This window comes from Nucisporomicrobium flavum (assembly GCF_016464385.1).
Taxonomy (GTDB): Bacteria; Actinomycetota; Actinomycetes; order Mycobacteriales; family Micromonosporaceae; genus Actinoplanes; species Actinoplanes flavus_A.
Map to the genome: position 1 here is coordinate 1 of NZ_JADMLH010000030.1, position 26,044 is coordinate 26,044.

The window sequence follows — 26,044 nt, forward strand, 5'->3', positions numbered from 1 at the left end:
GGGGGGGGGGCCCCCCCCCCCCCCCCCCCCCGCCCCCCGGCCGCCCCCCCCCCCCCCCCCCCCCCCCCCCACCCCCCCACCGCAACCCCAAGACAATGTTCAACTCTTGACGGATTATGTTGAGAAGTGAGTGAATGCGTTCATGGCGCTGCTAGAAGTCGTCGATGTCTCCAAAGTGTTCCCGGGCGTCCGAGCCCTGGACGACGTGTCCTTCACCCTGCAACCCGGTGAGGTCCACGCGCTCGTCGGCGAGAACGGCGCCGGGAAGTCCACCTTGATCAAGGTCCTCACCGGCGTCTACCAGCCCGACGGCGGCGAGCTGCGCTACCGCGACCAGGCGACCCGCTTCGACACCCCGATGGCCGCCCAGCATGCCGGGATCTCCACGATCTACCAGGAGGTCAACCTCATCCCGCTGATGAGCGTGGCCCACAACCTCTTCCTGGGTCGCGAGCCGCGTAACGCGTTCGGCCTGCTCGACGAGAAGCGCATGTTCCGCGAGGCCCAGGAGATCCTGCTGCGCTACGGCGTCACCACCGACGTCCGGCGGCAGCTCGGCACGTTGGCGCTGGGCGCTCAGCAGATGGTCGCCCTCGCCCGGGCCGTCATGATCGACGCGAAGGTCGTGATCATGGACGAGCCCACCTCGTCGCTGGAGCCGCGCGAGGTGGAGACCCTCTTCGGCGTCATCCGGGACCTGCACGCGCAGGGCATCGGCATCATCTACGTGAGCCACCGCCTCGACGAGCTGTACCAGATCTGCGACGCGGTCACGATTCTGCGCGACGGCAAGGTGGTGCACACCGGCAGGCTCGCCGACCTGGAACGGATCAAGCTGGTGTCGCTGATGCTGGGCCGCGACATGTCGGCCGTACGCCGCGAGGGCTTCACCGGGTTCGCCGGCGAGCACCCTGAGGCCGTCGACGCCGCGCCGGTCCTGAAGGTCACGGACCTCAACAGCCGGCACAAGCTGCACGACATCAGCTTCGCCGTGAAGCCCGGTGAGGTGGTCGGGCTGGGCGGGCTGCTCGGCGCCGGGCGCAGCGAGACGATCAAGGCGATCGGCGGCGCGTACCCGGTGGACAGCGGCGAGATCCAGGTCGACGGCAGGGACCTGAAGCGGCCCACCACCGTGCAGGCCGTCAAGGCCGGCATCGCGGTGCAGCCCGAGGACCGTAAGGCCGAGGGCATCGTGGCCGGCCTGTCCGTCCGCGAGAACATCGCCTTGGCCGTGCTGCCGCGCATGTCGAAGCTCGGCCTGGTCTCCGACAAGAAGATCGACGAGATCGTCGACACGTACATGAAGCGGCTTCAGATCAAGGCGTCCAGCCCGGACCAGCGCGTCGGCGACCTGTCCGGCGGCAACCAGCAGAAGGTGCTGCTGGCCCGCCTGCTCGCCACCCAGCCGAAGGTGCTGCTGCTCGACGAACCCACCCGCGGCATCGACGTCGGCGCGAAGGCGGAGGTCCAGGGGCTCATCGACGAGCTGGCTGCCGAGGGTCTCGGCGTGGTTCTGGTCTCCTCGGACGCCGAGGAGCTCGTCGAGGGCTCGGACCGGGTGGTGGTGCTGCGCGACGGCGCGGTGGTCGGCGAGCTGCGCGGCGACGACGTGACCACCGAGGCGCTGCTCGAGACGATCGCCGCGGCGGCGGTCGAAGCGAAAGAGGTAGGCAATGACGACTGAGGCTGCGACCGCCCCGCGGCCCGCCCTCGACCTCGCCCGGGTCCGCGCCTGGCTGCCGAAGTACGGCGTCTACGTCGCGATCCTGGTGCTGGTCGGCTACAACGTGCTGTTCACCCCCAACTTCCTGACCCTGAGCAACCTGCGCATCCAGCTCGTCCAGGTCGCCCCGATCGTCATCGTGGCGCTGGGCATGGCCCTGGTCATCGGCACCGAGGGCATCGACCTGTCGGTGGGTTCGGTCATGGCCCTGGCCGCGGCGCTGATCCCGCTCTACCTCGGGTACGGCGTCATCGCCGCGATCCTCATGTCGCTGGTCGCCGGCGTGCTGGTGGGCCTCGTCAACGGCACCCTGGTGGCCCGGGTGGGGCTGCAACCCATCGTGGCCACCCTGGCCCTGTTCGTCGGCGGCCGCGGCCTGGCCCTGGTGATCTCCAACGGTCAGCTCAAGGATGTCCGTAACGAGGACCTCATCTTCCTCGGCTCCGGCAACGTCTTCGGCATCCCGATGCTGGTCTGGATCGCCGCGCTGCTGGTACTCGTGGTCGCGTTCGTGGTGCGGCGTACGGTCTTCGGCCGCCGGCTCCTGGCGATCGGCGGCAACCGGCCGGCGACGGAGCTGGCCGGCGTCCCGGTGAAGCGGGTCCTGATCACGGTCTACGTGATCTGTTCGGTCCTGGCCTCCATCGCCGGCGTGCTCGCCGTGGCACGCATCCAGTCCAGCGACGCTTCGGCGGTCGGCCTGCTCATCGAGCTCTCCGCGATCACCGCGGTGGTGGTCGGCGGCACCCCGCTCACCGGCGGCAAGGTCCGGGTGCTGGGTACGGTGGCCGGCGCCCTGCTCATGCAGCTCGTGGTCGCCACCATGATCAAGCACAACCTGCAGCCGTCCACGACCGAGATGGTGCAGGCCGTCATCATCCTCATCGCCGTGTACGTCGCCCGAGAGAGGAAGAGCCGGTGACCCAGCAGATGACGTCGCCACCGCCCGCCGCCGCGGTGGTGGCAGCCGACGAGCGCCGGGCCCAGCGCACTGATCGCGTCGTCGGCCTGGTGCAGCGGCAGGGCGCCCTTGCCGTGCTCATCACCGTCGTGGTCATCGCCTCCGTGGCCTTCCCGAACTTCCGCAGTTACGACAACGCCGGCACGATCCTGGTCGCGGCGGCCCCGCCCGCCCTCATCGCGCTCGGCATGACATTCGTGATCATCACCGGTGGCATCGACCTCTCCGTGGGCTCGCTCTACGTCCTGGGTGGAGTGGTCTCAGCCTATGCGTCGCAGTGGGGACTGATTCCTGCATTCCTCTTACCGTTGGGCGTGTGCGGGCTGATCGGCGTGGTGAACGGGCTGCTGATCGCGTACACGAGGATGGCGCCCTTCATCGTCACGCTGGCCGCGCTGCTCGGCGCCCGGGGGCTCATGCGGGCCCTGAGCGACGAGGGCTCGACGACGTACCTGGTCACGAACGACGCGTTCCGCAGCTTCGGCACCGGCTCCTTCCTCGGCATCGGCTACCCGGTGTGGCTCGTCGTGGTCGTCTTCGCGCTGGGCATGGTGCTGCTGTCGCGGACGCGCTTCGGGCACGCCGTCTACGCGGTCGGCGGCAGCGAGGACGCGGCGAGCCTGATGGGCATCGCCGTACGCCGCACCAAGGTCTGGGTCTACATCATGTCCGGCCTGCTCGCCGGCCTGGCCGGGGCGATCAACGCGGCGAAGCTCGGCTCGGGCGTCACGGTGCTCGGCACCGGCATGGAGCTCGACGCGATCGCGGCCGTGGTCATCGGCGGCACGCTGCTGACCGGCGGCGCGGGCACGATCGCCGGCACCATCGCGGGCGTCCTGCTGCTGGGCGTGATCCAGAACATGATCAACCAGGTCGGCAACGTGCCGAGCAGCTACCAGCAGGTCATCAGCGGCGCGTTCCTGGCCGTGGTGGTCGTCGCCCAGACGTACCTGGTCAAGCTCCGCCGCGTGACCTGACAAACCCGGCATGACCGACTGCACCGCAGCGAAGCAAGGGCCAGGAGGGCATGCCATTAGGCTCGGCCCATGAACACCCCGACCTTCGTGTACGACGGCGACTGCTCCTTCTGCACGACGTGCGCGCAGTTCATCGAGCGTCGCATCCCGTCCCGCGCGACGGTGGTCCCGTGGCAGTTCGCCGACCTCGACGCCCTCGGCCTGACGCTGGAGCAGGTCGAGGAGGCGGTGCAGTGGGTAGGCCCGGACGGCACGGTCGCCTCCGGGCCGGACGCCATCGCGCTGCTCCTGCGCGACGCCGGCCGGCTGTGGGAGGTGCCGGGCCGCGCGCTGCAGGTCAAGCCGGTCGGGCTGCTGGCCTGGCCGATCTACCGCTGGATCGCCGGCCACCGTCACCTGCTCCCCGGCGGCACCGCGGCCTGCTCACTCCCCCAGGCCCAGCGCGAGAAGCTGTACGGCCCCGGCGCCTGAGCGTCACCGCACCCGGGCCGTACCCAGGATGTGCCCTTCCTGGTCGGCCACCGCGACCGTGCTGACGCTCGGCAGCTGGATCGAGCTGGCGCCGGTGACCCGGGCGTTGCCGCTCGGCGTGGGTCCCCAGATCGCGGCCTGCTCCGTCATGCCGTCGGCCCGGCGCACCTGGCAGACGAACGGCCCCCGGCCGCTCAGCCGGGACACAGTGAGATCCACCGACACCCCCCACGTCTTGCCGGTGAGCACCGCCCGGCCCGCGAGCCCGCTGCCGTCGGCCGCCTCGAACTGCGCGGTGACCAGCGGCGGACGGCTCGCCGCGGCCTGCGGCGACTCGGGCACGTCCCGGTCCCGGGTCAGCACGACGCCGAGGGACACCGCGGCGAGCAGCAGGACGGCGGCCGCGGCCAGCCACCGGACGCCGGCGCGGCGGCGTTCGCGCGCCCGTTCGGCGCGCATCCGGCCGAGCAGACCCTCGACGCGGGCCTGGCTGGGCCGGGTGCCCGGCGCGACGACCAGCGGCGGGGCGTTGGTGAGGGACCGGAGCAGCTCCGGTACGGGCCCCAGCCGCTCCAGTTCGGCACGGCATCCGTCGCAGTGCAGCAGGTGCGCGTCGAGGCGGTCGGTGTCGCCGTCGTCCAGGCCGCCGAGCAGGTAACCGCCGAGCAGGCGGCGCAGCTCGTCGTGGTCGGCACTCACCGCAGCACCCCCATCTCCTCGAAGGCCTGCCGAAGGGCCCGTACGGCGTAGTACGCCCGCGACTTCACCGTGCCCTCCGGCACCGACAGCTTCCGGGCCGCGTCCGCGACGGTCTGGCCCTCGTAGTACATGGCCTGCACGACCGCGCGGTGGTCGGCGGAGAGCCGCTCCAGCGCCTCGGCGACCAGCCAGCCCTCGACCAGCTGGTCGACGTTGTCGGCGGCCGGGGCCGACTCCACCGCCGCGTCGTCCGCCACGAGGTGCGGGCGGCGCTGCTCGGCCCGCCAGGCGTTGGTCACCACGTTGCGCGCGATGGTCAGCAGGTACGAGCGGGTCCGCCCGGGATCGGGCTCCAGGTGGTCGATGTGCCGCCACGCGCGCAGCAGCGTCTCCTGCACCAGGTCCTCGGCCTTGTGCCGGTCGGACACGTAGCGCGAGACGAAGCTGAGCAGCACCGCGTAGTGCTCCGTGTAGAGCGCGGTCATCAGCTCCTCGGCGGGACTCACCCGTCGCCTCATTCGCTGCCTCCCACCAGGGGTGTCGCCTCGTTGTACCCCGGCGGGCGGCTTCCGGTTCGACACCTGCGGACACAAAGCTGCCCGGCCCCCTCGGGCGGGGACCGGGCATCGCGTCCGGCGCGTACGCGGCTCAGCAGGCTCCCGATCCGCCGAACCGGAACGTCCGGTCGGTCAGCGACTGCACGCTGTAGTAGGGGCTCGTGGCCCGTACGGCGGCCAGCGGCAGCGGCCCGTTGGTCATGGAGATCGACCCGATCCGCGCCGCCGAGATGTCACCGGCGGGCAGGCTGTTGCCCATGTCGGTGCAGGGCTGGTTGGTCGAGGCGGCCACCTCGCCGAACCACTGGGTCAGTCCGGCCCGGGTGTACGTGCCGTTCCAGAGCGAGTCGGGGAAGTACCCGATCCACTCCGAGTCGTACGCGATCCACCAGACCCCGTCGAAGTGCTGGATGCCGAAGCGCTTCGTGGCCCCGACGGGCAGCGTGTCACCGGGCTTGACCGAGCTGCTGTACATCGTGAAGCCGCAGGCGTTGTAGCAGCTGGGCACCCGGTCCTTCCAGTAGTACACGAACAGGTGCGGGTCGCTGTCGCCGTTGACCCCCCGGTCGACGGTCCAGCCGACCTCCACGATCTGACGGCCGTCGGCGGACTGCACCGCGATCTCCGTCAGGGTGTGGAAGTCGCCGCTCGCGAGGTACGGCTTGGCGATCGTCAGGTTCGCCCAGCTGCCGTCGGTGTCGCCGATCTGGGTTCCGACCGAGTAGTGGAAGAAGACGTCGTCGAGGGCGGCCGCCGCGCCGGCCACCGGCGGGGCCGGCGGCACCACGGTCGTCCTGGCGCGCTTGAGGATGCCGGAGCGCGAACTGCGCCCCTTGGGCGCGTACTCGGGCACCGGCTCCAGAGATCCGCTGGTGTCGGCCGGTGCGGCATCCGCGTCGGCGGCGGCGACCTCCTTGCTGGTCGCTCCGGCCCAGGCGCGCTTGAGCTTCGAGGGCCGCTGGCCCCACGGCAGCAGCCTCGGCGGCACGGGGGCGTCGACGCCCCTCGCCGCCGGTACGGGTACGGGATCGGCCGCCGGCTCCACGGCGGCGGGTGACGTGACGTCGGCCGGCTGGGCCACCTCGGCCGGCTGGGTGACGTCGGCGGAGGGCGCCGCGGCATCTGCGTCGCCCGCCGGGTCGGCGGACGCGGTGACGGCGGCGGGCGTCTCCGGAGCGGGAAGTTCGTCGGCATCGGCGTTCAGGGTCCACACGACCCCCATGGAGCCGACTACGGCGGCGGCCAGGCCGGCGGCGAGCAAACCGCGGCGGGAGTTCGACACGTGTCCGTCCTCGTTCATCGGGGGGCTCGGAGGTGGCGGGCGAGGGGTGACCTCCGGGCACCGGCTCTCGCAGGCGTCGCCGACCATATAACGCTGCGGATAGCGACTGCTGCCGTCGTCACTCCATTCCGCCTGAACGGTTGAGGTCATAGGCCGATCCGGTGATTCAACAGCCGTCGGGAAAAACGCAGAGTATTCGTACGGTCGCTCCAGGTCTATTTCTGGAGACCTTCCAAGAAAGAAGCAAAGTCGCGTGAGGCTCTTTCGTGTCCCGCGTGGAGCTGCTTCAAAGGCACGCTTCACGCGCGGCCATACCATTTTAGGATTTATGTTACTTATGTCCGTTCTCAACATATTACCGATGCTTTGCCAGCAAAGACAGTGTAGACATTTACGATCATCGCAATTGCGTATTCTAGGCGCGGGCCACCGTGTTTCACATTCACATTTTCCGGCCTTCCGTGGTTGCCCCGGAAATTGCTGCGCAATACATTTCATCCATGGCGGCGAATTTCCCCGCACGCCACGGACCGGCCGAGGCGGTTCCCACACTGTGGTAGATCCCGCGCGTCGCGACCCCGCCCCCGGACCGACGCGGTAAACCTATAGGACCAATAGGTTTTGTATGGGAACCGGGAGCCGTCATGACCGTCACCGATCTCCGCCTCGACCACCTCGCCGTCGCCCAGCGGTTCGCCGCCGATCCCCAGGCGTGGCCCGTCGCGCCCCGCTTCGACGCGTCAGCGCGCTGGTACCACCGGCTCGCCGAGGCCGACGACCACGAGGTCTGGCTGCTGACGTGGCTCCCCGGCCAGGGCACCGACCTGCACGACCACGGCGGGTCCGCCGGCGCGTTCCACGTCTTCTCGGGCACCCTCACCGAGGACACGGTCGGCGTCGCGCCCGGCAGCCCGCCCCGCATCACCGCGCGCGAGCTGGGCGAGGGCGCCGGGCGGCGGTTCGGCAGCCGGCACATCCACCGGATCACCAACCGTACGAACCGGCCGGCGATCAGCATCCACGCGTACGCCCCCGCGCTGCGGACCATGACCCGCTACCGCATCGGCGCCTCGGGCCTCGACGTGGTGACGGTCGAGCGGGCCGGAGCGCAGTGGTGAGCGCCCCGGTGCTGCGTATCGCCCCGCCCGGGTCCCGCGGGATCGACGACCTGCTCGCCACTGCCCGTACCCGGCTGGACCGGCTCGGGCCGCTCGAGACCCACCAGGCCATGCAGCGCGGGGCCGTCCTCGTCGACATCCGGCCCGCCGCCCAGCGCGCCGAGCACGGCGAGATCCCCGGCGCGATCGTCATCGAGCGCAATGTCCTGGAGTGGCGGCTCGACCCCCGCAGCGACGCCCGGCTGTCGTTCACGCACTACGACCTCGACGTGATCGTCACCTGCCAGGAGGGCTACACGAGCAGCCTGGCCGCGGCCGCCCTGCAGGACCTCGGCCTGCTGCGCGCCACCGACCTCGAGGGCGGCTTCAAGGCCTGGCAGGCCGCCGGGCTCCCGACGCTCTGACGGTTCCAGCGGGATGCGGGGCGGCCGGGCCGCCCCGCGTCACACGTTCACGCTGGTGTACGTCTTGCCGCCCTCGGTCACCACGCGGACCGAGGCGACCTGGTCGGGCGGGATGAGCGCGCTGCCGTCGAGCGTCGTCCCGTCCGCCGCGCCCGCCTCCGAGACGAGCCAGCTGCCGGCGAGGACCGCCGTACCGTTTCTGGCCACGACCTCGAGCCGGCACCGTTCGCCCTGAGGGATCCCGGAGACCGCGGCCTTGATCCGTACCCAGCCCGGTGCCGGCGCCACGGCGACCGTGATGCGCGCGCCCGTGCCCGGGTCCACCGCCGTCGCCGTGCGGGTGCCCGGCGCGGTCGTGGGCTGCGACTGGGTGACCGGCGGCCGGGCCACCGGGGTGCCCTCGTCCGCCGTCGACCGGCCGACCGCGACCCCGGAGGCGATCGCGGCCGCGACCACTACCGCGGCGGCGGCTCCCACCAGCGCCGTACGCCGATGCCGCCTCCCGGCGGACTCCGACCGGATCTGCCGCAGCGTGCGTTGCAGCAGCAGGTCGGCATCGTCGGGGGGCCCGTCCAGCAGCATCGCCTCGGGCACGGCCTCGAGCGCCATCGTCCACTCCTGCAGGGATTCCACCTCGGCCCGGCACTCGTCGCAGTCGGCGAGGTGCGCTTCCACCTCGCGGCGCTGCTCCGCGTCCAGCGACTTGGTCAGGTAGCCGGCGAGGTCCACGTGATTCGTGTTCATGATGCAGACCGTTCCGTTCCGGCGGGGCTCAGCGATTTCAGCTCGCGTAAGGCCCGGAGGGCATAGAAGGAGCGCGACTTGACGGTCCCGGGCGGGATGCCCAGCGTCTTGGCCGCCTCCGTGACCGTGCTGCCCTGCAGGTACAGCTGTTCCAGGACCTCACGGTGCTCGGTGGAGAGCCGGCTGAGCGCATCCACCACGACCATCGAGTTGACCACCCGTTCGGCGTGGTCGTCGTCGGAGGCCACGTCCATCGGGCTCTCCCGCACCTCGGGGGCGCGGGCGTTGCGGGCCCGGATCTGGTCGGTGACGATGTTCCGGACGACCGTCAGCAGCCAGCCGCGGACCGACCCCTTGCCGTTGACCAGGCTGTCGGGGTGCCGCCACGCGCGGACCAGGGCCTCCTGAACCACGTCCTCGGCGGCCGCCCGGTCCCGGGTCAGCTGCGTCGCGTACGCGAGCATCGCCCGTCCGTGCTCGGCGAAGAGCGATCTGACCAGTGCCTCATCAGCCACCTCCCGGCGACGTTGGAGCCTCAAGCCCGGCATCTCATCCCCCCGGTCACGGCGGTCCACATGCCGAGGCTGGCCGGACGGAGCGCGTGTCCGGCCACCCTCGACCCCCGTTTCGTCGGTCTGACTCCCCTCACACGCACGCCCGGCGGATGCGGTTCACCGGGTTCGGAAGATTTCTCTGAACCGGATCGGGACCGGTGGCGTGTGTGAGGCATTCGCTTCGTCCACAGGGGGAATCATGAAGCGCATCAGCTTGGCATCCGCGGCCGTGGCGGTGAGCATCCTCGCGCTGACCGGCTGCGCCCGTACGGACGTGCCTCCGGCCGTGGAGTTCGTGGCCGCGCCGGCCGCCGGGCCCAGCGCCGACGTGCCGCCGGAGCCGGACGACGGGCCCCCGGCGCCGGGGCTCGCCGCGGAGACACCCGACCCGCCCGCCGCCCCGGTGCCCGAGCCCACCGTCGCCAAGAAGCAGAAGTGGGTGAAGATCTACAGCGGCCAGTCCAGGAAGGACGTCACGCCGCCGCGGAGCATCCGCAAGGGCAGCAGGACCGTCGAGCTCAACGCCACGGAGAACGAGCAGATCGGCACGTATGTCACCGACGGCGCCGGACGCACGCTGTACCGCTTCGACAAGGACAGCAACAAGCCGCCCAAGGCGACCTGCAACGGTGACTGCGCCAAGGCGTGGCCACCCCTGCTGATCAAGTCGCCCGGCAAGATCTTCCCCAAGGGCCTGGACCCGAAGATCCTCGGGTACGTGGAACGCGCCGACGGTCACTGCCAGGTGACGATCAACGGGCAGCCGGTCTACTACTTCGCCCGCGACGAGAAGCCGGGCGACATCCTCGGCCAGGGCGTCAACGGCACCTGGTTCGCGGTCGGCCCCACCGGCGGCCGGACGAAGCCCCTGCCCGACGCCATCCAGCCGGCTCCGGCCGACCCGGTCACCCCCGGGAACTGACACACGTGCGGCCGGCGTTCAGGCACTCGACGACCTCGTCCATCAGGGCGTCCGGCATCAGATTGACGAAGAAGGCGTGATCGGTACGCGGACTGTGCCGCTGAGCGTCGAACGCGTCGATCCGGTAGCGGGCGCCCGTCGGCACGGCGTACGCGACGACGACCTCGAGCCGGGGCACCGCGAAGGTCGACTCCGGACACCCGCCGCCCGGCTCGGGGAAGATCAGGTGCCGGCGGTGTCCCGGGCTGTCGAGGCGGCGCCCGTCCCAGCAGCTCGGAAAATCGAAGATCCGCAGCACGGCGTGACCCGCGGGGCAGATCGGATAGCGCGTCGCCCGGCGCAGTTCGTCGCCGGCGCAACTCCACACCGGTGCGGCCAGCGCGCCGCCGTTCGTCACGGCGTACGCGTCCCCGACCGCTCCCCGCAGCAGGCGCGGCATCTGCACGACGGGGCTGCGGGGGTTGCCGAAGAAGGTGAGCGTGACCGCCGCCGGCACCTGGATCGTCCCGCCGTGCCCGTCGGCGCCGTCGCTCACGACCCGCAGGACCGGCCAGTAGTACGTCGATTCGTCGCCGTTCGGGCAGGTCGTGCCGCCGCCCGGCAGGCTCTCGACGGTGGCGCCCACGTCGTTCGCGAGGTTGCCGACGTAGTCATGGACGTGGTGGGGCGGCCCGGCCCGGCGCGGGGTGACCACGATGTTCGCGGTGTTGCGGTGCCCGATCTCGTTGCGCCCGCAGTCCCACGTGTACGACCCGGCGGCCGGCCCGGCGACCGTGGCGGGGACACGCCGGATGGGCACGTAGTCGGGGCCCAGCTCCGGTGACGTGACGCGGGCGGCGCCGATCGCCACCCCGGCGAGCACGATCTCCACCGCCAGGGCAGCCGCGACGGCCCGTCGCCGGCTCCACGCGCCCATGAACTCACGATACGCATCGATGGCTGGAGCCGGACTGTCCCGAATAGGACGGTCGACGGACCTCGATCGGCGACGTCGGGGATTTACTTGACGCGCGAACTGCCGATACTGGGGTCATGGCGGATTGGATCTCGCACGAGCGGTTGCCGGTGCCGGTGACCGCGTACGGTCCGCTGCATCTGCTCGCCACCACCGTGCACCGGATGGCCAACAACGGGCTCGCGTACGAGGCGGTCGAGGCCGCCGACGCCTACCTGGCCATCGCCCGCGCCGTCGGCGACGACAAGACCACCCGCTTCCTCATCCAGGGCAAGATGTACGCGATGCTCGCCCTCGGGCGCATCCCGGAGGCGAACACCCTGGGCTCGTCGCTGCTGCACGAGTACCGCCGCATCGGCTCGGCCCTCGGCGAGGCCAAGGCGCTCTGCGACCTGGCACAGGTCCACATGCTCGGCGGCCACTACGTCGACTGCATGCGCAACCTCGCCCGCGCCGGCGTGCTGCTGGACGAGCTGGACGCCGACACGGATCGGCGCAGGTCGGCCATGTGCTCGTTCGCCGAGGCGGCCACCGCGGCGGAGCTGTACGAGACGGCGGCCTGGGCGTACGAGCACCTGCGCCACCATTCCGCGTCGTTCGATCTGGTGCACGCGGTCACGCTGCTCTACTGGGGGCTGCGGCTGTCGCATGTCGGACGATCCGATGAGGCGCGCAGCCGCCTGCGCCGCAGTGCCGAGATCACCCGCGCCTGGCTGGAGGATCACCCCGATCCCACGGTCACCGCGGTGCACGCCCTCGCGCTGGCGAAGCTCGGCGAGACCACCGTGGCCGAGAAGCTGGCACGCTCGGTGATCGGCGAGCTGCGCGCGGCCGGCACCCATCAGTACGCCCGCATGGCCCACCTCGCGCACGGGATCAGCCTGCGCGAGCACGGGTTCCTGCACGAGGCGCGCCGCGAGTTCATCGCCGCCCGGGACCTGCCGGGGTACGGCTCCCGCCCGGACGAGCGCCCGATCATCCGCTTCGAGCTGGCGCTGACCGCGCTGGCGCTGGACGGCGGCCAGGCGAGCCGGGACCTCTTCCAGACCGTGGAGGCGCAGGTCCGCGAGCTGTGGCAGTTGCGGCTGCAGCGGCTCGCGATGCTGCGCCAGGCGCGCCAGCGGGAGGAGATCGAGGCCGCCCGCGCCCGCGCCGAGCGGGAGATCCTCCGGGATCCGCTCACCGGCCTGGGCAACCGCCGCCGCTTCGACGTGCTGATGGACGGCATCTCGCCGGCCGGCGAGGAGCCGCTCTGCCTGCTGCTCATCGACCTCGATCACTTCAAGGCGGTGAACGACGCGTACTCGCACAGCGCCGGCGACCAGGCCCTGCGCGAGGTGGCGACCATCCTGCGGGCGCACTGCCGGGCCGGGGACGAGGCCGTCCGCTACGCCGGCGACGAGTTCGTGATCTTCCTGCGCGGGGACGCGACCGTGGGGGCCGAGGTCGGCGAGCGCATCCGTACGGCGGTCGCCCGGGCCGCGATCCTCGCCGACGTCCGCCTGACCGTCAGCGTCGGCGTGGCCGGCTGGAAGCCGGGCATGACCGGTGACCAGCTGTTCCGGGTGGCCGACGACCGCCTGTACGCGGCCAAGTGGAGCGGCCGCAACACCACGGCGACCTAGTTGGGGTAGACGACCCCGGACCGCCCGCTGTACGGGTGCCGCGCACCGTCCCGCTCGTATCCGGTGCCCGGCGCGTCCAGCCAGACGATGTACGGCACCTTCGGGGTGAGCCCGGCGATCGTGGCGGTGACCGTGCAGCCCTTGCCCGCCGGAACCTTCTGCCACGTGTACGGCGCCTGCGTGCCCGACACGAGCGGCTGCTTGACCGCCGTGATCCGGTAGTCGGAGTCGTACTGCCGCGGCCAGGTGACGGTGAGCTTCCCGGCTCCCGGCTTGACCTCCAGCGGGATCAGCACCGGATCGACGGTCCACGCCTTGGCGCAGCCCGGCGGCGGGGTGGGCAGGAACGAGACGGGCGGCAGGGCGGGTGATCGGGAGCCGCGGTAGCTGACCGTCGGGCTCGGCGTGGGGCTGCCGCTGGCGACCACGATCCAGTCGCTGCCCGGCGCGGGGGTGGCGCTCGCGCTCGGCGTGGCGGTGCCGGACTCCAACCCGAGCGCGCTGCACCCACCGGCCGCGAGAGGCAGGGCGAGCAGCGGGAGCAGGAGCTTGATGGGCCGCATGTCTGTTCGATCGGCCCGTCGCCGGGATCTTTTAGCGGCTCACGCCTTGTAGAGCTGATGACCGGCCATCTCGAGGCCGTACTCGGCGACCACGACGGGGGTACGCAGCCCCGATTCGTCGCTGAGCTCCAGGAGCGATCCTTCGCGGCGGTACGTGCCCTTCGCGCTGCGGCGGCGTCCCGCGACGCTGCCCTCGTACGACCAGTCGGCGGCGAGGCAGAGCCGGACGGTCCCGTCGGCGTTGCGCCACAGGCCGGTGAAACCCTCGGGCGGGCCGTCGGGCCGCTCCGGCTCGGGCCGCAGGGCGTCCTCCGCGCCGCCGAGCGCGAGCGCGAGCAGGGAGGCAGTGCCGAAGATCGTGGTGTCGACGCGGATGTCTCGCATGGTGCTCCGGGGGCGTACGGGGGCGGGGACCTCTCCTTTCGGTCCGGCGGCGTTCGGCTTGAGAAAATCTTGAACATTGACTGTTAACGATTTCACTACATTATTAACTGTTACCGACGTGTATCCCCCACACGAGAGGTGACATCCCCATGCGCCACAAGAAGTGGATCGCGCTCGCCGCGATCGCCGCCACCGCAGCCCTGCAGCTTCAGGGCATCCAGGCCGCCCGGGCGGCCACCGTCTGCAACCGCTACTGCGACGGCCGCGACCCCGCCCTCTCCCCCGGCGACCGGGTCCCCGTCTCCGCCACGCTGTACGGCCGCACCTTCAAGGTGCACGTCAACGACACCGACGCCATGATCTGGGCGACGCTCGACAACGGGCAGCCCGGAGATCAGGTCTGGCTGGACCGCTCCTTCGACGGCGGCCGCAGCTGGACCGGGGACAGCCGGCTCGGCGACACCACGGTCCCCGCCGGCGCCGCCGGCTGGCGTACCGCCATGTTCAACGTCGACGACTGGAACACCCGCGGCGTCGGGGTGCTACGGGCCTGCGGCAAGGCCGGCGACCGTCCGGAGCTGGTCTGCACGCCGTGGGCCCGGAGCAACTGGAACGCGGCGGACCGGCGTACGGCCGCGGCCACCGCGCTCATGATGCGCTACGACCGGAACACCGGGCTCTTCGACACCAACGGCTGGTGGACCGGCGCGAACGCGCTGACCGCGCTCATCGAGACCAGCCGGGTCACGGGCATGCACAGCTACGACTACGCGATCGCCACCACGTACGACAAGCAGATCAACGCGCTGCAGGGGCAGTTCCGCAACGACTACCTGGACGACAGCGGGTGGTGGGGGCTGGCTTGGGTGGCCGCGTACGACCGCACCGGCGACAGCCGCTACCTCAACACCGCCCGGGCCGACGCCGACCACATGCACGCGTACTGGGACACCCGGTGCGGGGGCGGCATCTACTGGAGTACCGGCCGTACGGTGAAGAACGCCATCGCCAACAGCCTCTACATCCAGCTCAACGCTGCGCTGTCGCAGCGCATCGGCGGTGACACCGTCTACCGCGGGCGGGCACAGGCGGGCTGGGCGTGGTTCCAGGGCAGCGGAATGATCAACAGTTCGAATCTCGTCAACGACGGCCTCAACCTGAGCACCTGCCGCAACAACGGCGACGTGACGTGGACCTACAACCAGGGCGTGCTGATCAACGCGTTGGTGCAGCTCAACCGGCTCACCGGGGACTCGAACGCGCTCACGGTGGCACGGCGGGTGGCGGACGCGGCCACCACGAGCACGTACCTCAACAGCAACGGGATCCTGCGCGAGCCCAACGAACCCGACCAGTGCAGCGGCGACGGGGTGACGTTCAAGGGCGCGTTCATCCGCGGGCTGGGCGTGCTCAACGCGGCGGTGGGCCGGCCGTATGACGCGTACCTGCGGCGGCAGGCGGATTCGGCGTACGCGAAAGACCGGAACAGCTTCGATGCGTACGGAAGCCACTGGGCCGGCCCGTACGTCAGCACCAACCACAGCTGCCAGCACAGCGTGCTGGACCTGCTGAACGCCGCCCCTTAGGGCTTGCCCACCCGCAGGGCCCCGGTCACGGCGGCTGCCAGGTTCTCCAGGTAGTCGTCGTCGATCGGGGTCCGCGCCACGGCCAGCCGCCAGTACAGCGGGCCCAGCATGAGGTCCACGGCCAGCTCGGGGTCCGTACCCGCGGGCAGCTCGCCGCGCTCGACCGCCTGACCGACGATCTTCTCGCCCACGGCCAGCTGGTGGGTACGCAGCGCGCGCTGCAGCGTCTCGGCGATCTTCGGGTTCCGGGCGGCCTCGGCCATCAGGTCGGGGATGATCTGGGAGGCGATCCGGTGCTGCAGCGCCTTGCTGACGATGAACATCAGCAGCTGCAGATCGGTGGCGAAGCTACCGGTGTCGGGCATCGGCACGCTACGCTCCGCCACACCGGAGACGATCTCGAGGACCATCTCCAGCTTGTTGCTCCACCGGCGGTAGATGGCGGTCTTGCCGACCCCGGCCCGGCGCGCCACCGCCTCGATGGAAAGCCGCCCGTAGCCGACCTCGGCCAGCTCGTTCATCACCGCGTTCCGGATGGCCGCGGTGATGTCACCGCGGAGCACCGCCGCTCCGGCAGGTGCGCGTTTCGCTGTCGCCACCAGGTCACTATACGCGAGGACGCAACGGTTGCGTTTCGACGCTTCGTCGGTTAAGTTCTGCGCAACGTCGATACGATAGCGTTTCATCGCGTCAGACTGTTTACTGTGTTCCCGCGCAAGTCACCCAGGTCCCACCCCGACGGACCGACCAGATCGGAGCGCCACCCCATGACACAGACGGCGGTCGCCGATTCGGACACCGGCCTCCCCCTGAGAGAGCTGGCCCGCCGGCACGGCCTCACCGCGGCGGGCAAGTTGCCCAGCCTGCCGGCCTACTCGCGGCAGCTGTGGTCGTACCGGTACTTCATCGCCTCGTACGCGAATGCCAAGGTCACCTCGGCGCTCGGCAAGACCCGGCTCGGCATGCTGTGGCAGGTGCTGACGCCGCTGATCAACGCGGCCGTGTACTACGTGATCTTCGGGCTCGTGCTGAGCACCGCGCGGGGCGTGGACAACTTCGTCCCGTACCTGTGCACCGGCGTCTTCATCTTCCAGTTCACCCAGTCCGTGGTGCAGGCCGGCGTCCAGGCGATCAGCGGCAACCTCGGGCTGATCCGCGCGCTGCACTTCCCGCGCGCCAGCCTGCCGCTCGCGATCACCATGGTCGAGGTCCGCAACATGTTCGCCTCGATGGCCGTACTGATGATCATCGTCCTCGGTTTCGGCGAGCCGCTGACGTTCGAGTGGCTCCTGGTCGTGCCGATCTTCCTGCTGCAGTCGGTCTTCAACGCCGGCCTCGCCATGGCCGCCGCCCGGCTGGGTTCCAAGGTCGCCGACATCAAGCAGCTCGTGCCGTTCATCATGCGGATCTGGCTGTACGGCTCCGCGGTGCTCTACCCGGTGACCAAGTTCAGCTCCAACGAGCACCTGCAGGCCCACAAGTGGGCGCTGTACGTCGTCGAGGCCAACCCGCTGCTCGTCTTCATCGACCTGATGCGCCACGCGCTGATGGAAGAGGTACCGCTCGCGGCGAGCCCGATGGTGCTGTGGCTGGAGGCCATCGGCTGGGCGCTCGTAGTCGGGCTCGGCGGATATGTCTACTTCTGGCGCGGAGAGAAGGGGTACGGCCGTGGCTGACCAGCGCGAACCCACCGTGATCGTGGACGACGCGCACGTCGTCTACCGGGTCCACCAGGCCGGCACCGCCGGTACGGGCAGCCCGCTCGCCAGCTTCAAGCGGATCGTCACCGGCACGAAGCCCGCCACGCTGCGCGAGGTTCACGCCATCAAGGGTGTGAGCTTCGTCGCGTACAAGGGCGAGGCGATCGGCCTCATCGGCACGAACGGCTCGGGCAAGTCCACGCTGCTGCGCGCCATCGCGGGCCTGCTGCCGGTGGAGAAGGGCGCCATCTACGCCGCGGGTCAGCCGTCGCTGCTCGGCGTCAACGCGGCCCTGATGAACGACCTTCCCGGCGAGCGCAACGTGGTGCTCGGCTGCCTGGCCATGGGCATGTCCCCGGCCCAGGTGAAGTCGCAGGTCAAGGAGATCATCGACTTCTCCGGCATCAACGAGCGGGGCGACTTCAGCTCGCTGCCGATGCGGACGTACTCGTCCGGCATGGCCGCCCGGCTGCGCTTCTCCATCGCCGCCGCGAAGAAGCACGACGTGCTGCTGATCGACGAGGCGCTGGCCACCGGCGACGCCAAGTTCCGCAAGCGCAGCGAGCAGCGGGTCCGTGACCTGCGCGCCGAGGCCGGCACGGTGTTCCTGGTCAGCCACAGCGAGCAGTCGATCCGGGACACCTGCGAGCGCTGCATCTGGCTCGAGTCGGGGCTGATCCGCGCCGACGGGCCCACCGAGGAAGTGCTCAAGCAGTACGAGTCATTCGTCAAGAAGTGACTTTCTTGCAGAAAAGGGGCGGCCCTCAGGCCGCCCCTTTTCTGCGTCCGCGGCGCTACCGCATCGACAGGTGCACGTGGTTCGTGTGGTCGCTGGACGGGTCGCCGTTGCCCCGGCTGTACGCCTTCCAGCCGCTGCTCGGCAGCCAGATCCGTTTGAACCAGATGACGTAGAGCACGCCCAGCCGGCTCGCGTTGTTGATGAAGTAGTTCGCCAGCCGGTTGCCGTAGTCCCGGCTGCTGCCGGACGCCACGCCGCCGAAGCCGTTCTTGTCGGCGGCGAAGTCGCACGCCCGGCCCTTCGGATGCTCACCGCTGTTCTGATGGCGGAAGCAGGCCACGTAATGGTTGAAGCCGGCCCCCTGCGCCTGCTGCATCGCGTGCAGCGTGCGCGGCGTGATGCAGCCGCTGGTGGTCGGGTCGTTGACGCTGCACGACTCGTCCGGCAGCGACCCGTCGGAGTTGCGCGGCGCCGCCGACGCCCGGGAGCTGTTGCCGCTCGACCCGCTGGAGCCGCTCGACGCTCCGTTGGAGCCCTCATCGCCGGCGGCCGCGTTGGCGGCCTTCAACGCGTTCTCCGCCTGCGCCTTGCGCTTCGCCATGATGGTGACCTGGCGCTGCTGGTCGCGGATCTCGGCGTCGATCGCGGTCTTCGCCTGCGCCTGCTTGGTACGCGCGTCCTTGAGATCCCGGATGGCGCGGTCCTGCTTCACCGCGACCGTCTGCAACGTCGCCACGCGGTCCATCAGACCGTCGGTGGAGTCGGCGGTGAGCAGCGCGCTCATCGGGCCCAGCCGGCCGGTGCGGTACGACTGCCGGACGATGTCATCCAGCGCGCCCTGCTTCGGTCCGAGCTCGGCGTCGATCTCCTTGAGGCGCGTCGCCAGTTGCTGCTGGCGCCGCTTCGAGCGGTCGAGCGCCTCCTTCGCCTCGACGAAGCCCTTGGACGCGGCCTCCAGCTGCTCGACGAGGGACTTGGAGCCGCCCTCACCGTCGTCGCCGGAGTCTCCGGGCGCGGCGAGCGGGCGGGGAGCCGCGGTGGCCGCGGCCGGGGCGACGAGTGCCAGCCCCGTGGTGGCGGCGAGGACGGCGAGCACCGTGGCTAATCGCCGGCGGACAGGGTCGAGCCTCACGTACGTTCCTTCCGTCGGCCGCCGACCGGGTTAGCTGACGGGTTCGGGATGGAAGTGATCCCTACCGCGACCTGCGGATTCACCCCATTACCGGATGGGTCCCCGGCTCGCCTCGCGGCGATTGGGCGGCGATTCCGTGATGGAACCGTGACGAACACTACCCATCGATTCGCCTTATCGACAGGTGTCGCACTCTCGGTTGCGGAATGACCACGCATCGTCAGAATTCGCAGAAGAATATGTAACGACTCACATTGATGAACGGTTACGCGGTATGACCTGGGTCATTCCATCGAGTGGTGACGCAAAGTCGTTGTGACGTAACAGATTCTTCGAGCGTCGCGAGTCCTGAGGACCGGCCCGGAGTCAGGTAAGCTTTCCGCCGGTCACTGCCAAGAAGGCACCGCCCCCGAGGTGCCGGCGGACCACCGCTCAATCGCCGAGAGGCGAGCCGGGGAACCACGTAGTAATGGGGTGAATCCGCTCAGCCAGCGGTAGGGATCGCTTCCGTCCCGAACCCGTCAGCTAACCCGGTCGGCGGCAACACGGAAGGAAACTGGATGACGGCAAGAGCACGCCAGTGGCTCGTTCTCGCCCTGGCACCCCTCGTCGCGATCTCGCTGATCGCAGCCCCGGCCTCGCCCGCCGGCGCGGCACCGGGCGGCGGCAACTCGTCGACCGCGGACGACGGCGACGACAACCCCATGCTCAACGAGGTGCTCGACAGCACGGGCCGCCGCTACCTCGCGGCGAAGGCGGCGGTCGCCAAGTCGACCAAGAACCAGCTCGCGCTCGCCCTGCAGGTCAAGGACGCCGAGGCCAAGCGCGACGCGCTGCTGCCGCAGGTCGGCGCCGTCGCGGCCCAGCAGTACCGCACCGGCGGCCTGTCCACCATGGGCTTCCTGCTCAACGTGCGCTCGCCCGGCGGCTTCATCGACAAGGCCGTCTCGCTCGAGGAGATCAACGCCCTCAACGACGGCAAGCTCCGCGAGCTCGACGCGGCCATCGACGCGGTCGCCACCGCCAAGGCCCGGCTCGACCAGGAGGTCAAGGCGCAGAAGCAGAACCTCCAGGCGATGCAGAAGCAGAAGGAGTCGGCCGAGAAGGCCCTCAACCTGGTCGGCGGCGACACCGTGACGGGCGGCTTCGTCCTCGCCAACTCCCCGAAGGCGGCCCCCGCCCCCCGCAACGCCGACGGCGAGTTCGGCCCCGAGGCCTGCAACGTCAACGACCCGACGACGAGCGGCTGCGTCACGGCCCGCACGCTGCACATGTACAAGGAAGTCAAGAAGGCCGGCTTCAACCGCTTCGTCGGCTGCCACCGCAACGGCGGCCCATTCGAGCACCCCAAGGGCCGCGCCTGCGACTGGTCCCTGCAGAAGAGCGGCTTCGCACCCTGGCACAACCAGGACACCCGCGAGTACGGCAACAACCTGATGGCCTTCCTGGTCCGCAACGCCGACCGACTAGGCATCCTCTACGTCATCTGGAACCGCATGATCTGGTTCCCGGCAACAGGCTGGAAGAACTACCACGGGGTCAGCAACCACACAGACCACGTCCACGTCTCCATGCTCTAGCCACGCCCCACGCCCCACGCCCCAGGCCCCAGGCCCCACCGCGCCGGAAGCCCCCATCCCCCGCCCAGAGCGAGGACATGGGGGCTTCTTGCTGCAACCACCCCCGAGTGACGGCGACCGGAACCCGCCCAAAGCCCGCCACCGCCGACGACCGCATCAACCCAGCCCACCGCCGTCGCTGCCCAAGCCGATTCCGCCGAAACAGCCTCACCGCCCGCTGTCGCGCGCCCCCTTTGGCCTCGTGGCCCCGACCCGGCCGGAAGCACCGCACGGCCCGACCCGCCGACCCCCGGCTATTCGGCCCGGCTACAAGGAACGCGAAGAACGATCGGCTGACCCCGACGCCCCCCTGCCGCTGCAAGTAGCCCCCACCCGGACCCTGACCCCCCGGCCTTGCTGGCGCCCCGCCGGGACCACCGGCCGACCCCCACGCCCCAGCGTCCCCTAAGCCCGCGGCGACCCACCCACCGACGCCGACGCCCTCCGCCTCGACCCCGGCCTCGCTGGAGCCCCGCAGAGATCCGCCCGTTGATGCCGGCGCCCCCGGCCTCGCCGGAGCCCGCGGCCACCCACCCACCAATCCCCACGCCGCCATCCCCCTGGAGCCCACCCGGCCACCCACCCACCGGCGCCGGCTGGCGACGGGGCGGCCACGGGCGCCGCGCTCTCGCAGCCATGGGTCGCAGCGCTGCCCGCCGCGACGTCGACTCCGGGTACACCGAGCCCGGCTGGCACAACGTGGTCGTGAGCTCGCGTGCCCGATTCGACCGACTCGTAGGCCGCCGGCGAATGTGGACGTGGACGTGGCCCATGGCGACCTACGGCCGTCGCCACAGTCTTCAGCCCTGCCTTGAAGAAGACATTCCGAAGTCACCCCCCGGCCGCATTGGTCAGCATTCACGCCCGCCACCATTACACCGGCCTTACCGGGACCATTGCCGACCCCGAGTATTTGTTACCGCCGACGCCGCGGGGAATGATGCGCCCGACCCGGCCTTAATCCGATCCTACCGAAGTCGACGGACACTTCTCTGTGACAGTCATCGCGTTTTCGGCGTGATCATTTAGTACAGCTTGAAGGCTGGTTGCGGAACAATTCTCCTATGCGACAGCTCCAGTTGTTCTCGACGGCCGAATTGGCCGCGATGCGGGACCGGACCGCATCACGTGGCTATTCGCCCGCGCGGGAGGAGTTTCGTCGCGAGCACGCTCGCCACCGGGCGTGGGGCCTGACGCAAAGGCACGCCACAAAGCTGCGCCGCCTGCACGGCGACCGCGCCCCGAACCGGCCGGCGGACGACCGGAGCCCCGCACGACCGACGCACAGCCGCAGCCCAGCACAACCGACGCACGGCCGCAGCTCCGCACGACCGACGTATGGGCTGAGCACGGCACGGCCGACGCACGAGCGCACCCCAGCACAACCGGCACACGGGCCGAGCGCAACACCGCCGGTGCACGAACACACCCCAGCACAACCCACGCATGGGCTGAGCACGGCACGGCCGACGCACGAACGCACCCCAGCACAACCCGGCACACGGGCCGAGCGCAACACCGCTGGTGCACGAACACACCCCAGCACAACCCACGTATGGGCTGAGCACGGCACGGCCGACGCACGAACGCACCCCAGCACAAACGGCGCACAGGCTGAGCCCGGCAGGGCCGGAGCGTGAGCTGAGCTCAGCCCAAGTGGTACGTAGGCGCAGCTCAGCCCATGCGGCACGTCGGCGCAGCTCAGCCCAAGTGGCACGTCGGCGCAGCTCAGCCCATGCGGCACGTAGGCGCAGCTCAGCCCAAGTGGCACGTCGGCGCAGCTCAGCCCAAGTGGCACGTCGGCGCAGCTCAGCCCATGCGGCACGTAGGCGCAGCTCAGCCCAAGCGGCACGTCGGCGCAGCTCAGCCCAAGTGGCACGGAGGCGCAGCCCAGCCCAAGCGGCACGTCGGCGCAGCCCAGCCCAAGCGGCACGTAGGCGCAGCCCAGCCCAGGCGGCGCACAGGCGGATCCCATCCCGGCTGGCGGAGGATCGCAGCTCGGCGCGGCCGATGACACATCGGATTGCGGTCGTCGCAGGCGCTGAACATCGAAGACCAAGCGTTGCGGTATGCGCGGCCTTCGTGTGTCGATATCGTCGAGCGTCGAGCGGACAGCGGACAGCGGACAGCGGGCGGCCGATGAGGTGGTACAGAAAGCGGCAGACTTTTGGTTGCCGTTATTGCGTTTTGAATTGCTGCGACGATCGGTGACAGTCATGGCTCAGAAGGTTCTTCGACTGATCGGGTACTGGCGTGAGAGTCCGGACGATTCGCGCTGGCCGGACGTACGCGACTTCGTGAGCTCGGGCACGGCGACCGGCGCCGCGGGTAGCGCAGTGGCCGCGTATTTGCGGTCCGGGACGCCCTTCGCCGCCGCTGCTGGGTTTTCGCCGTGCAGGATTTGCGGGGGAGCTAACGGCGGGGCGGAGCTCACGGATGGTGAGTACTTTGTCTGGCCGGAAGGGCTCAGCCACTACGTCGAGGTTCATGGCGTGGTGTTGCCTGAGGAGGTGGTTGCCGTGGCTCGGCGGGGCGTGGCTCGGGCGGTTGATTCGTCGGAGTTTGTGCGGAAGGTGTTCGACAGCGGCGAGATCGCGATTGATGACGAGTGGTGGGGGCGGGTCGGTGACCGCTGATACATGCCCGGCAGATCCAGGCGTCAGAACCTGCCCAAAAGAGGGCGACGGGTCAACGCCGCCGGCTCGCACACAACGAAACGGGCGGCAGGCGGCAGGCGGCAGGCGGCAGGCGGCAGGCGGCAGTACAGAACGGGACTAACGCCGGGGTGGCCGCGGGACCGCACGGGACAACGGAAAGAAGGCCGAGGGCCAGCGAATGCTGGGCCCCCGGCCGGACTCGACGGGGAGTTTCGATCTGTACCACCCGCCGAGTTACGACAACGTGCCGTGATCTTTCGGGCCTATGACCCTGTGGCGCGGCGGACTGGGGCGCGGCCGGCTGGTTGGGTGGGGGCCGGGCCGGTCGGCGGGGCCGGTGGGATCGGGAGGACGACCGGTTTCACCTGGGTGATCGTCACTTCCTTGCCGTGGTGGATGAGGTCGAGGCGGGCTGAGCCGCCGCCGTTGCGCAGCGAGTACGTGACCTCGGTCGGTGCCACCTCGACGCGGAGTCGCAGGCCGCGCCAGAGCAGGGAGAACTCCAGGTTGTTGATGCGGCTCGGGAGGCGCGGGGCGAACGAGAGCTGGCCGTTGTAGTCGCGCATGCCGCCCAGGCCCGCCACGAGGGCGATCCAGGAGCCCGCCAGCGACGCCACGTGCACGCCGTCGCGGGCGTTCTGGTGCAGGTCGTGCAGGTCCATCAGGGCCGCTTCGCCCAGGTAGTCGTGGGCCAGCTCGACGTGGCCCACCTCGGCCGCGATGACCGCCTGGACGCAGGCGGACAGCGACGAGTCGCGGACCGTACGGGCGTCGTAGTAGGCGAAGTTGCGCGCCTTCTCCTCCGGGGTGAACGCGTCACCGCGGATGTACATCGCCATGACGAGGTCCGCCTGCTTGACGACCTGCTTGCGGTAGAGGTCGAAGTACGGGTAGTTCAACAGCAGCGGGTACGCCTCCGGCGGAGTGTTCTCGAAGTCCCACTCCTGCAGGCGCGTGAAGCCCTCCGACTGCTGATGCACGCCCAGCTCACGGTCGTACGGGATGTGCACGGCAGCCGCCGCGTCCCGCCAGGACGCCGACTCCTCGTCGTCCACGCCGAGCTTGCGCGCGAGGTCCGGGTGGCGCTTGGCCGCGTCCGCCGCCGCGAACAGGTTCTGCTGCGCCATCAGGTTGGTGTAGACGTTGTCGTCCACCACCGCCGTGTACTCGTCCGGGCCGGTGACGCCGTCGATGTGGAAGCGGCCGTGGCGGTCGTGGTGGCCGAGGGACCGCCAGAGCCGGGCGGTCTCGACGAGCAGCTCCAGGCCGACCTCGCGTTCGAAGTCGTAGTCGCCGGTGGCCGAGACGTAGCGGCGGACCGCGTCGGCGATGTCGGCGCCGATGTGGAAGCCGGCCGTGCCCGCCGGCCAGTACGCCGAGCACTCCTGCCCGCGGATGGTTCGCCACGGGAAGGCCGCGCCCTGCAGGCCGAGGGTCTGCGCGCGCTCCTTGGCGAGATCCAGCGTGGAGTGCCGCCAGCGCAGCACGTCCGCGGCCGCCGAGGGCTGGGTGTACGTGAGGGCGGGCAGCACGAACGTCTCGGCGTCCCAGAACGTGTGGCCGTCGTAGCCGGGGCCGGAGAGGCCCTTGGAGCCGATCGGCCGCTGCTCGGCGCGGGCGCCGGCCTGCAGCGTGTGGAACAGCCCGAAGCGGACCGCCTGCTGCACCTCGGGGTCGCCTTCGACCTTGACGTCGGAGTGGTCCCAGAACTCGTCGAGGTACTCGCGCTGGGCGTCGATCAGGCCGTCCCAGCCGTCGAGCCGGGCGCTGGCGAGGGCGGCGCCGACCTGGTCGCGTACGGCGGGCAGCGAGCGGTGGCTGGACCAGCCGTACGCGGCGAGCTTGACCACCCGCAGCTTCTGGCCGGGCTCGAGCTTGCAGGCCACGGTCGTACGCAGCCAGTCGGGGTGGCCCTCGGTGGTGATGGCGTGCTTGCCGGGCGCGTCGACGAGGTGTTCCATCGCGGCGGCCATCCGCAGCCCGCTGGCCTTGGTCTGGTGCACGAGCAGGCCGCCGGTGCGCTGCTCGAGCATCTCCTCGGCCTGCAGCGGGTGGTCGAGCACTGCCGCGACGCGCGGGTCCTTGCTGGTCGGCGGCAGCTGCTCGTTGGCGACGAGCTCCGACTGCAGGATCAGCCGGGCGGAGGCGTCGATCGGCTCGACCTCGTAGAGGAACGCCACGACGGACCGCTGGGTGAAGGACACCATGCGTACGGTGCGCACGCGGATCGCCTGGCCGGACGGCGACACCCACTCCACGGTCCGCTCGAGCGTGCCCGCCCGCAGGTCGAGGGTGCGCTCGTGGGACCGCAGCTCGCCGTAGCGCACGTCGAACGGCTCGTCGTCGACCAGCAGCCGCATGAGCTTGGCGTTGGTGACGTTCACCATGGTCTGCCCCGACTCCGGGAAGCCGTAGCCGGCCTCCGCGTACGGCAGCGGCCGCAGCTCGTAGAACGAGTTGAGGTAGGTGCCGGGCAGGCCGTGCGGCTCGCCCTCGTCCAGGTTCCCGCGGATGCCGATGTGGCCGTTGGCCAGGGCGAAGACCGACTCGGACTGGGCCAGCAGATCAAGGTCCAGCCGGGTTTCCCGGATGTGCCAGGGGTCGACGGGATAGGCCCGTTCACGGATCACGGTGGTGCCTCTCGCAACTGAGAAAGAGAAAGTCAGATATGG

24 protein-coding genes and 2 riboswitches are annotated in these 26,044 nt (G+C 70.3%); of the genes, 13 read left to right on the forward strand and 11 right to left on the reverse strand.

Annotated features, from left to right (window positions below; all coding sequences use genetic code 11):
* Positions 1–142: 142 nt before the first annotated feature.
* From IT780_RS39205 to IT780_RS39220, 4 genes are all read left to right on the forward strand, one after another.
* Positions 143–1,684, forward strand: coding sequence for a sugar ABC transporter ATP-binding protein (locus IT780_RS39205; RefSeq protein WP_199516953.1), 1,542 nt, complete (start codon positions 143–145; stop codon positions 1,682–1,684).
* Positions 1,674–2,645, forward strand: a complete 972-nt coding sequence (locus IT780_RS39210) for an ABC transporter permease (RefSeq protein WP_199516954.1) — start codon at positions 1,674–1,676, stop codon at positions 2,643–2,645. Before IT780_RS39205 ends, IT780_RS39210 begins: the two co-directional genes overlap by 11 nt.
* A complete protein-coding gene (locus IT780_RS39215; protein ID WP_307831624.1) occupies positions 2,642–3,661 on the forward strand; it encodes an ABC transporter permease in 1,020 nt (339 codons plus the stop codon). The genes IT780_RS39210 and IT780_RS39215 overlap by 4 nt, the downstream gene beginning before the upstream one ends.
* Before the next feature lie 69 nt (positions 3,662–3,730).
* Positions 3,731–4,132, forward strand: a complete 402-nt coding sequence (locus IT780_RS39220; RefSeq protein WP_199516955.1) for a thiol-disulfide oxidoreductase DCC family protein — start codon at positions 3,731–3,733, stop codon at positions 4,130–4,132.
* Between the two features lie 3 nt (positions 4,133–4,135).
* Here IT780_RS39220 and IT780_RS39225 read toward each other — a convergent pair whose 3' ends face one another.
* The 3 genes from IT780_RS39225 to IT780_RS39235 form a co-directional block, all read right to left on the reverse strand.
* Positions 4,136–4,831, reverse strand: a complete 696-nt coding sequence (locus tag IT780_RS39225; protein ID WP_199516956.1) for a zf-HC2 domain-containing protein — start codon at positions 4,829–4,831, stop codon at positions 4,136–4,138.
* Positions 4,828–5,349 carry a sigma-70 family RNA polymerase sigma factor gene (locus tag IT780_RS39230; protein ID WP_199516957.1) on the reverse strand — a complete coding sequence of 174 codons (522 nt, stop codon included), beginning with the start codon at positions 5,347–5,349 and terminating at the stop codon, positions 4,828–4,830. The genes IT780_RS39225 and IT780_RS39230 overlap by 4 nt, the downstream gene beginning before the upstream one ends.
* A gap of 130 nt (positions 5,350–5,479) precedes the next feature.
* On the reverse strand, positions 5,480–6,670 hold the full coding sequence (locus IT780_RS39235) for a neprosin family prolyl endopeptidase (protein WP_199516958.1): 1,191 nt from the start codon (positions 6,668–6,670) through the stop codon (positions 5,480–5,482).
* A 644-nt stretch (positions 6,671–7,314) separates the two neighbouring features.
* On the opposite strand from IT780_RS39235, the gene IT780_RS39240 reads away from it, so the two are divergent.
* Together IT780_RS39240 and IT780_RS39245 are read left to right on the forward strand one after the other, a co-directional pair.
* On the forward strand, positions 7,315–7,788 hold the full coding sequence (locus IT780_RS39240) for a cysteine dioxygenase (protein ID WP_199516959.1): 474 nt from the start codon (positions 7,315–7,317) through the stop codon (positions 7,786–7,788).
* Positions 7,785–8,192: a rhodanese-like domain-containing protein gene (locus tag IT780_RS39245; protein WP_199516960.1), complete on the forward strand. Its 408-nt coding sequence runs from the start codon at positions 7,785–7,787 to the stop codon at positions 8,190–8,192. The genes IT780_RS39240 and IT780_RS39245 overlap by 4 nt, the downstream gene beginning before the upstream one ends.
* A gap of 39 nt (positions 8,193–8,231) precedes the next feature.
* On the opposite strand, the gene IT780_RS39250 is transcribed toward IT780_RS39245, so the two are convergent.
* Both IT780_RS39250 and IT780_RS39255 read right to left on the reverse strand, forming a co-directional pair.
* On the reverse strand, positions 8,232–8,936 hold the full coding sequence (locus IT780_RS39250) for an anti-sigma factor family protein (protein ID WP_233414256.1): 705 nt from the start codon (positions 8,934–8,936) through the stop codon (positions 8,232–8,234).
* Complete coding sequence (locus IT780_RS39255; protein WP_233414268.1) at positions 8,933–9,436, reverse strand: sigma-70 family RNA polymerase sigma factor; 504 nt, start codon at positions 9,434–9,436, stop codon at positions 8,933–8,935. Before IT780_RS39255 ends, IT780_RS39250 begins: the two co-directional genes overlap by 4 nt.
* Before the next feature lie 253 nt (positions 9,437–9,689).
* Here IT780_RS39255 and IT780_RS39260 point away from each other — a divergent pair, with 253 nt between their 5' ends.
* The gene (locus IT780_RS39260; protein ID WP_199516962.1) at positions 9,690–10,412 is read left to right on the forward strand and encodes a hypothetical protein; all 723 of its coding nucleotides are present in this window, start codon (positions 9,690–9,692) and stop codon (positions 10,410–10,412) included.
* On the opposite strand, the gene IT780_RS39265 is transcribed toward IT780_RS39260, so the two are convergent.
* A complete protein-coding gene (locus tag IT780_RS39265; protein ID WP_199516963.1) occupies positions 10,396–11,328 on the reverse strand; it encodes a DUF1996 domain-containing protein in 933 nt (310 codons plus the stop codon). The genes IT780_RS39260 and IT780_RS39265 overlap by 17 nt on opposite strands.
* Positions 11,329–11,444: 116 nt before the next feature.
* On the opposite strand from IT780_RS39265, the gene IT780_RS39270 reads away from it, so the two are divergent.
* Positions 11,445–12,992, forward strand: a complete 1,548-nt coding sequence (locus tag IT780_RS39270) for a GGDEF domain-containing protein (RefSeq protein WP_233414257.1) — start codon at positions 11,445–11,447, stop codon at positions 12,990–12,992.
* Here IT780_RS39270 and IT780_RS39275 read toward each other — a convergent pair.
* Together IT780_RS39275 and IT780_RS39280 are read right to left on the reverse strand one after the other, a co-directional pair.
* Positions 12,989–13,555, reverse strand: a complete 567-nt coding sequence (locus IT780_RS39275) for a hypothetical protein (protein ID WP_199516964.1) — start codon at positions 13,553–13,555, stop codon at positions 12,989–12,991. The two genes, IT780_RS39270 and IT780_RS39275, sit on opposite strands and share 4 nt — an antisense overlap.
* 39 nt (positions 13,556–13,594) lie before the next feature.
* Complete coding sequence (locus IT780_RS39280; RefSeq protein WP_199516965.1) at positions 13,595–13,939, reverse strand: hypothetical protein; 345 nt, start codon at positions 13,937–13,939, stop codon at positions 13,595–13,597.
* Positions 13,940–14,088: 149 nt separating this feature from the next.
* On the opposite strand from IT780_RS39280, the gene IT780_RS39285 reads away from it, so the two are divergent.
* Positions 14,089–15,525, forward strand: coding sequence for a glycoside hydrolase family 76 protein (locus IT780_RS39285; protein WP_199516966.1), 1,437 nt, complete (start codon positions 14,089–14,091; stop codon positions 15,523–15,525).
* Here the strand turns inward: IT780_RS39285 and IT780_RS39290 are convergent.
* The gene (locus IT780_RS39290) at positions 15,522–16,127 is read right to left on the reverse strand and encodes a TetR/AcrR family transcriptional regulator (protein WP_233414269.1); all 606 of its coding nucleotides are present in this window, start codon (positions 16,125–16,127) and stop codon (positions 15,522–15,524) included. The two genes, IT780_RS39285 and IT780_RS39290, sit on opposite strands and share 4 nt — an antisense overlap.
* 165 nt (positions 16,128–16,292) lie before the next feature.
* Between IT780_RS39290 and IT780_RS39295 the strand changes: the two genes are divergently transcribed.
* Positions 16,293–17,201, forward strand: a complete 909-nt coding sequence (locus IT780_RS39295; RefSeq protein WP_199516968.1) for an ABC transporter permease — start codon at positions 16,293–16,295, stop codon at positions 17,199–17,201.
* Positions 17,158–17,964 carry an ABC transporter ATP-binding protein gene (locus IT780_RS39300; RefSeq protein WP_199516969.1) on the forward strand — a complete coding sequence of 269 codons (807 nt, stop codon included), beginning with the start codon at positions 17,158–17,160 and terminating at the stop codon, positions 17,962–17,964. The genes IT780_RS39295 and IT780_RS39300 overlap by 44 nt, the downstream gene beginning before the upstream one ends.
* Before the next feature lie 55 nt (positions 17,965–18,019).
* Here the strand turns inward: IT780_RS39300 and IT780_RS39305 are convergent, their stop codons facing one another.
* Complete coding sequence (locus tag IT780_RS39305) at positions 18,020–19,096, reverse strand: coiled-coil domain-containing protein (RefSeq protein ID WP_199516970.1); 1,077 nt, start codon at positions 19,094–19,096, stop codon at positions 18,020–18,022.
* A gap of 3 nt (positions 19,097–19,099) precedes the next feature.
* Positions 19,100–19,234, reverse strand: a riboswitch (cyclic di-AMP (ydaO/yuaA leader).
* A gap of 281 nt (positions 19,235–19,515) precedes the next feature.
* A riboswitch (cyclic di-AMP (ydaO/yuaA leader) is annotated at positions 19,516–19,652 on the forward strand.
* 4 nt (positions 19,653–19,656) lie between these two features.
* On the opposite strand from IT780_RS39305, the gene IT780_RS39310 reads away from it, so the two are divergent.
* Positions 19,657–20,676: a coiled-coil domain-containing protein gene (locus IT780_RS39310; protein ID WP_199516971.1), complete on the forward strand. Its 1,020-nt coding sequence runs from the start codon at positions 19,657–19,659 to the stop codon at positions 20,674–20,676.
* A gap of 2,108 nt (positions 20,677–22,784) precedes the next feature.
* On the forward strand, positions 22,785–23,351 hold the full coding sequence (locus tag IT780_RS39315; protein ID WP_199516972.1) for a hypothetical protein: 567 nt from the start codon (positions 22,785–22,787) through the stop codon (positions 23,349–23,351).
* A 284-nt stretch (positions 23,352–23,635) separates the two neighbouring features.
* Here IT780_RS39315 and IT780_RS39320 read toward each other — a convergent pair whose 3' ends face one another.
* Positions 23,636–26,002 carry a glycoside hydrolase family 65 protein gene (locus tag IT780_RS39320; RefSeq protein WP_199516973.1) on the reverse strand — a complete coding sequence of 789 codons (2,367 nt, stop codon included), beginning with the start codon at positions 26,000–26,002 and terminating at the stop codon, positions 23,636–23,638.
* Positions 26,003–26,044 lie beyond the last annotated feature (42 nt).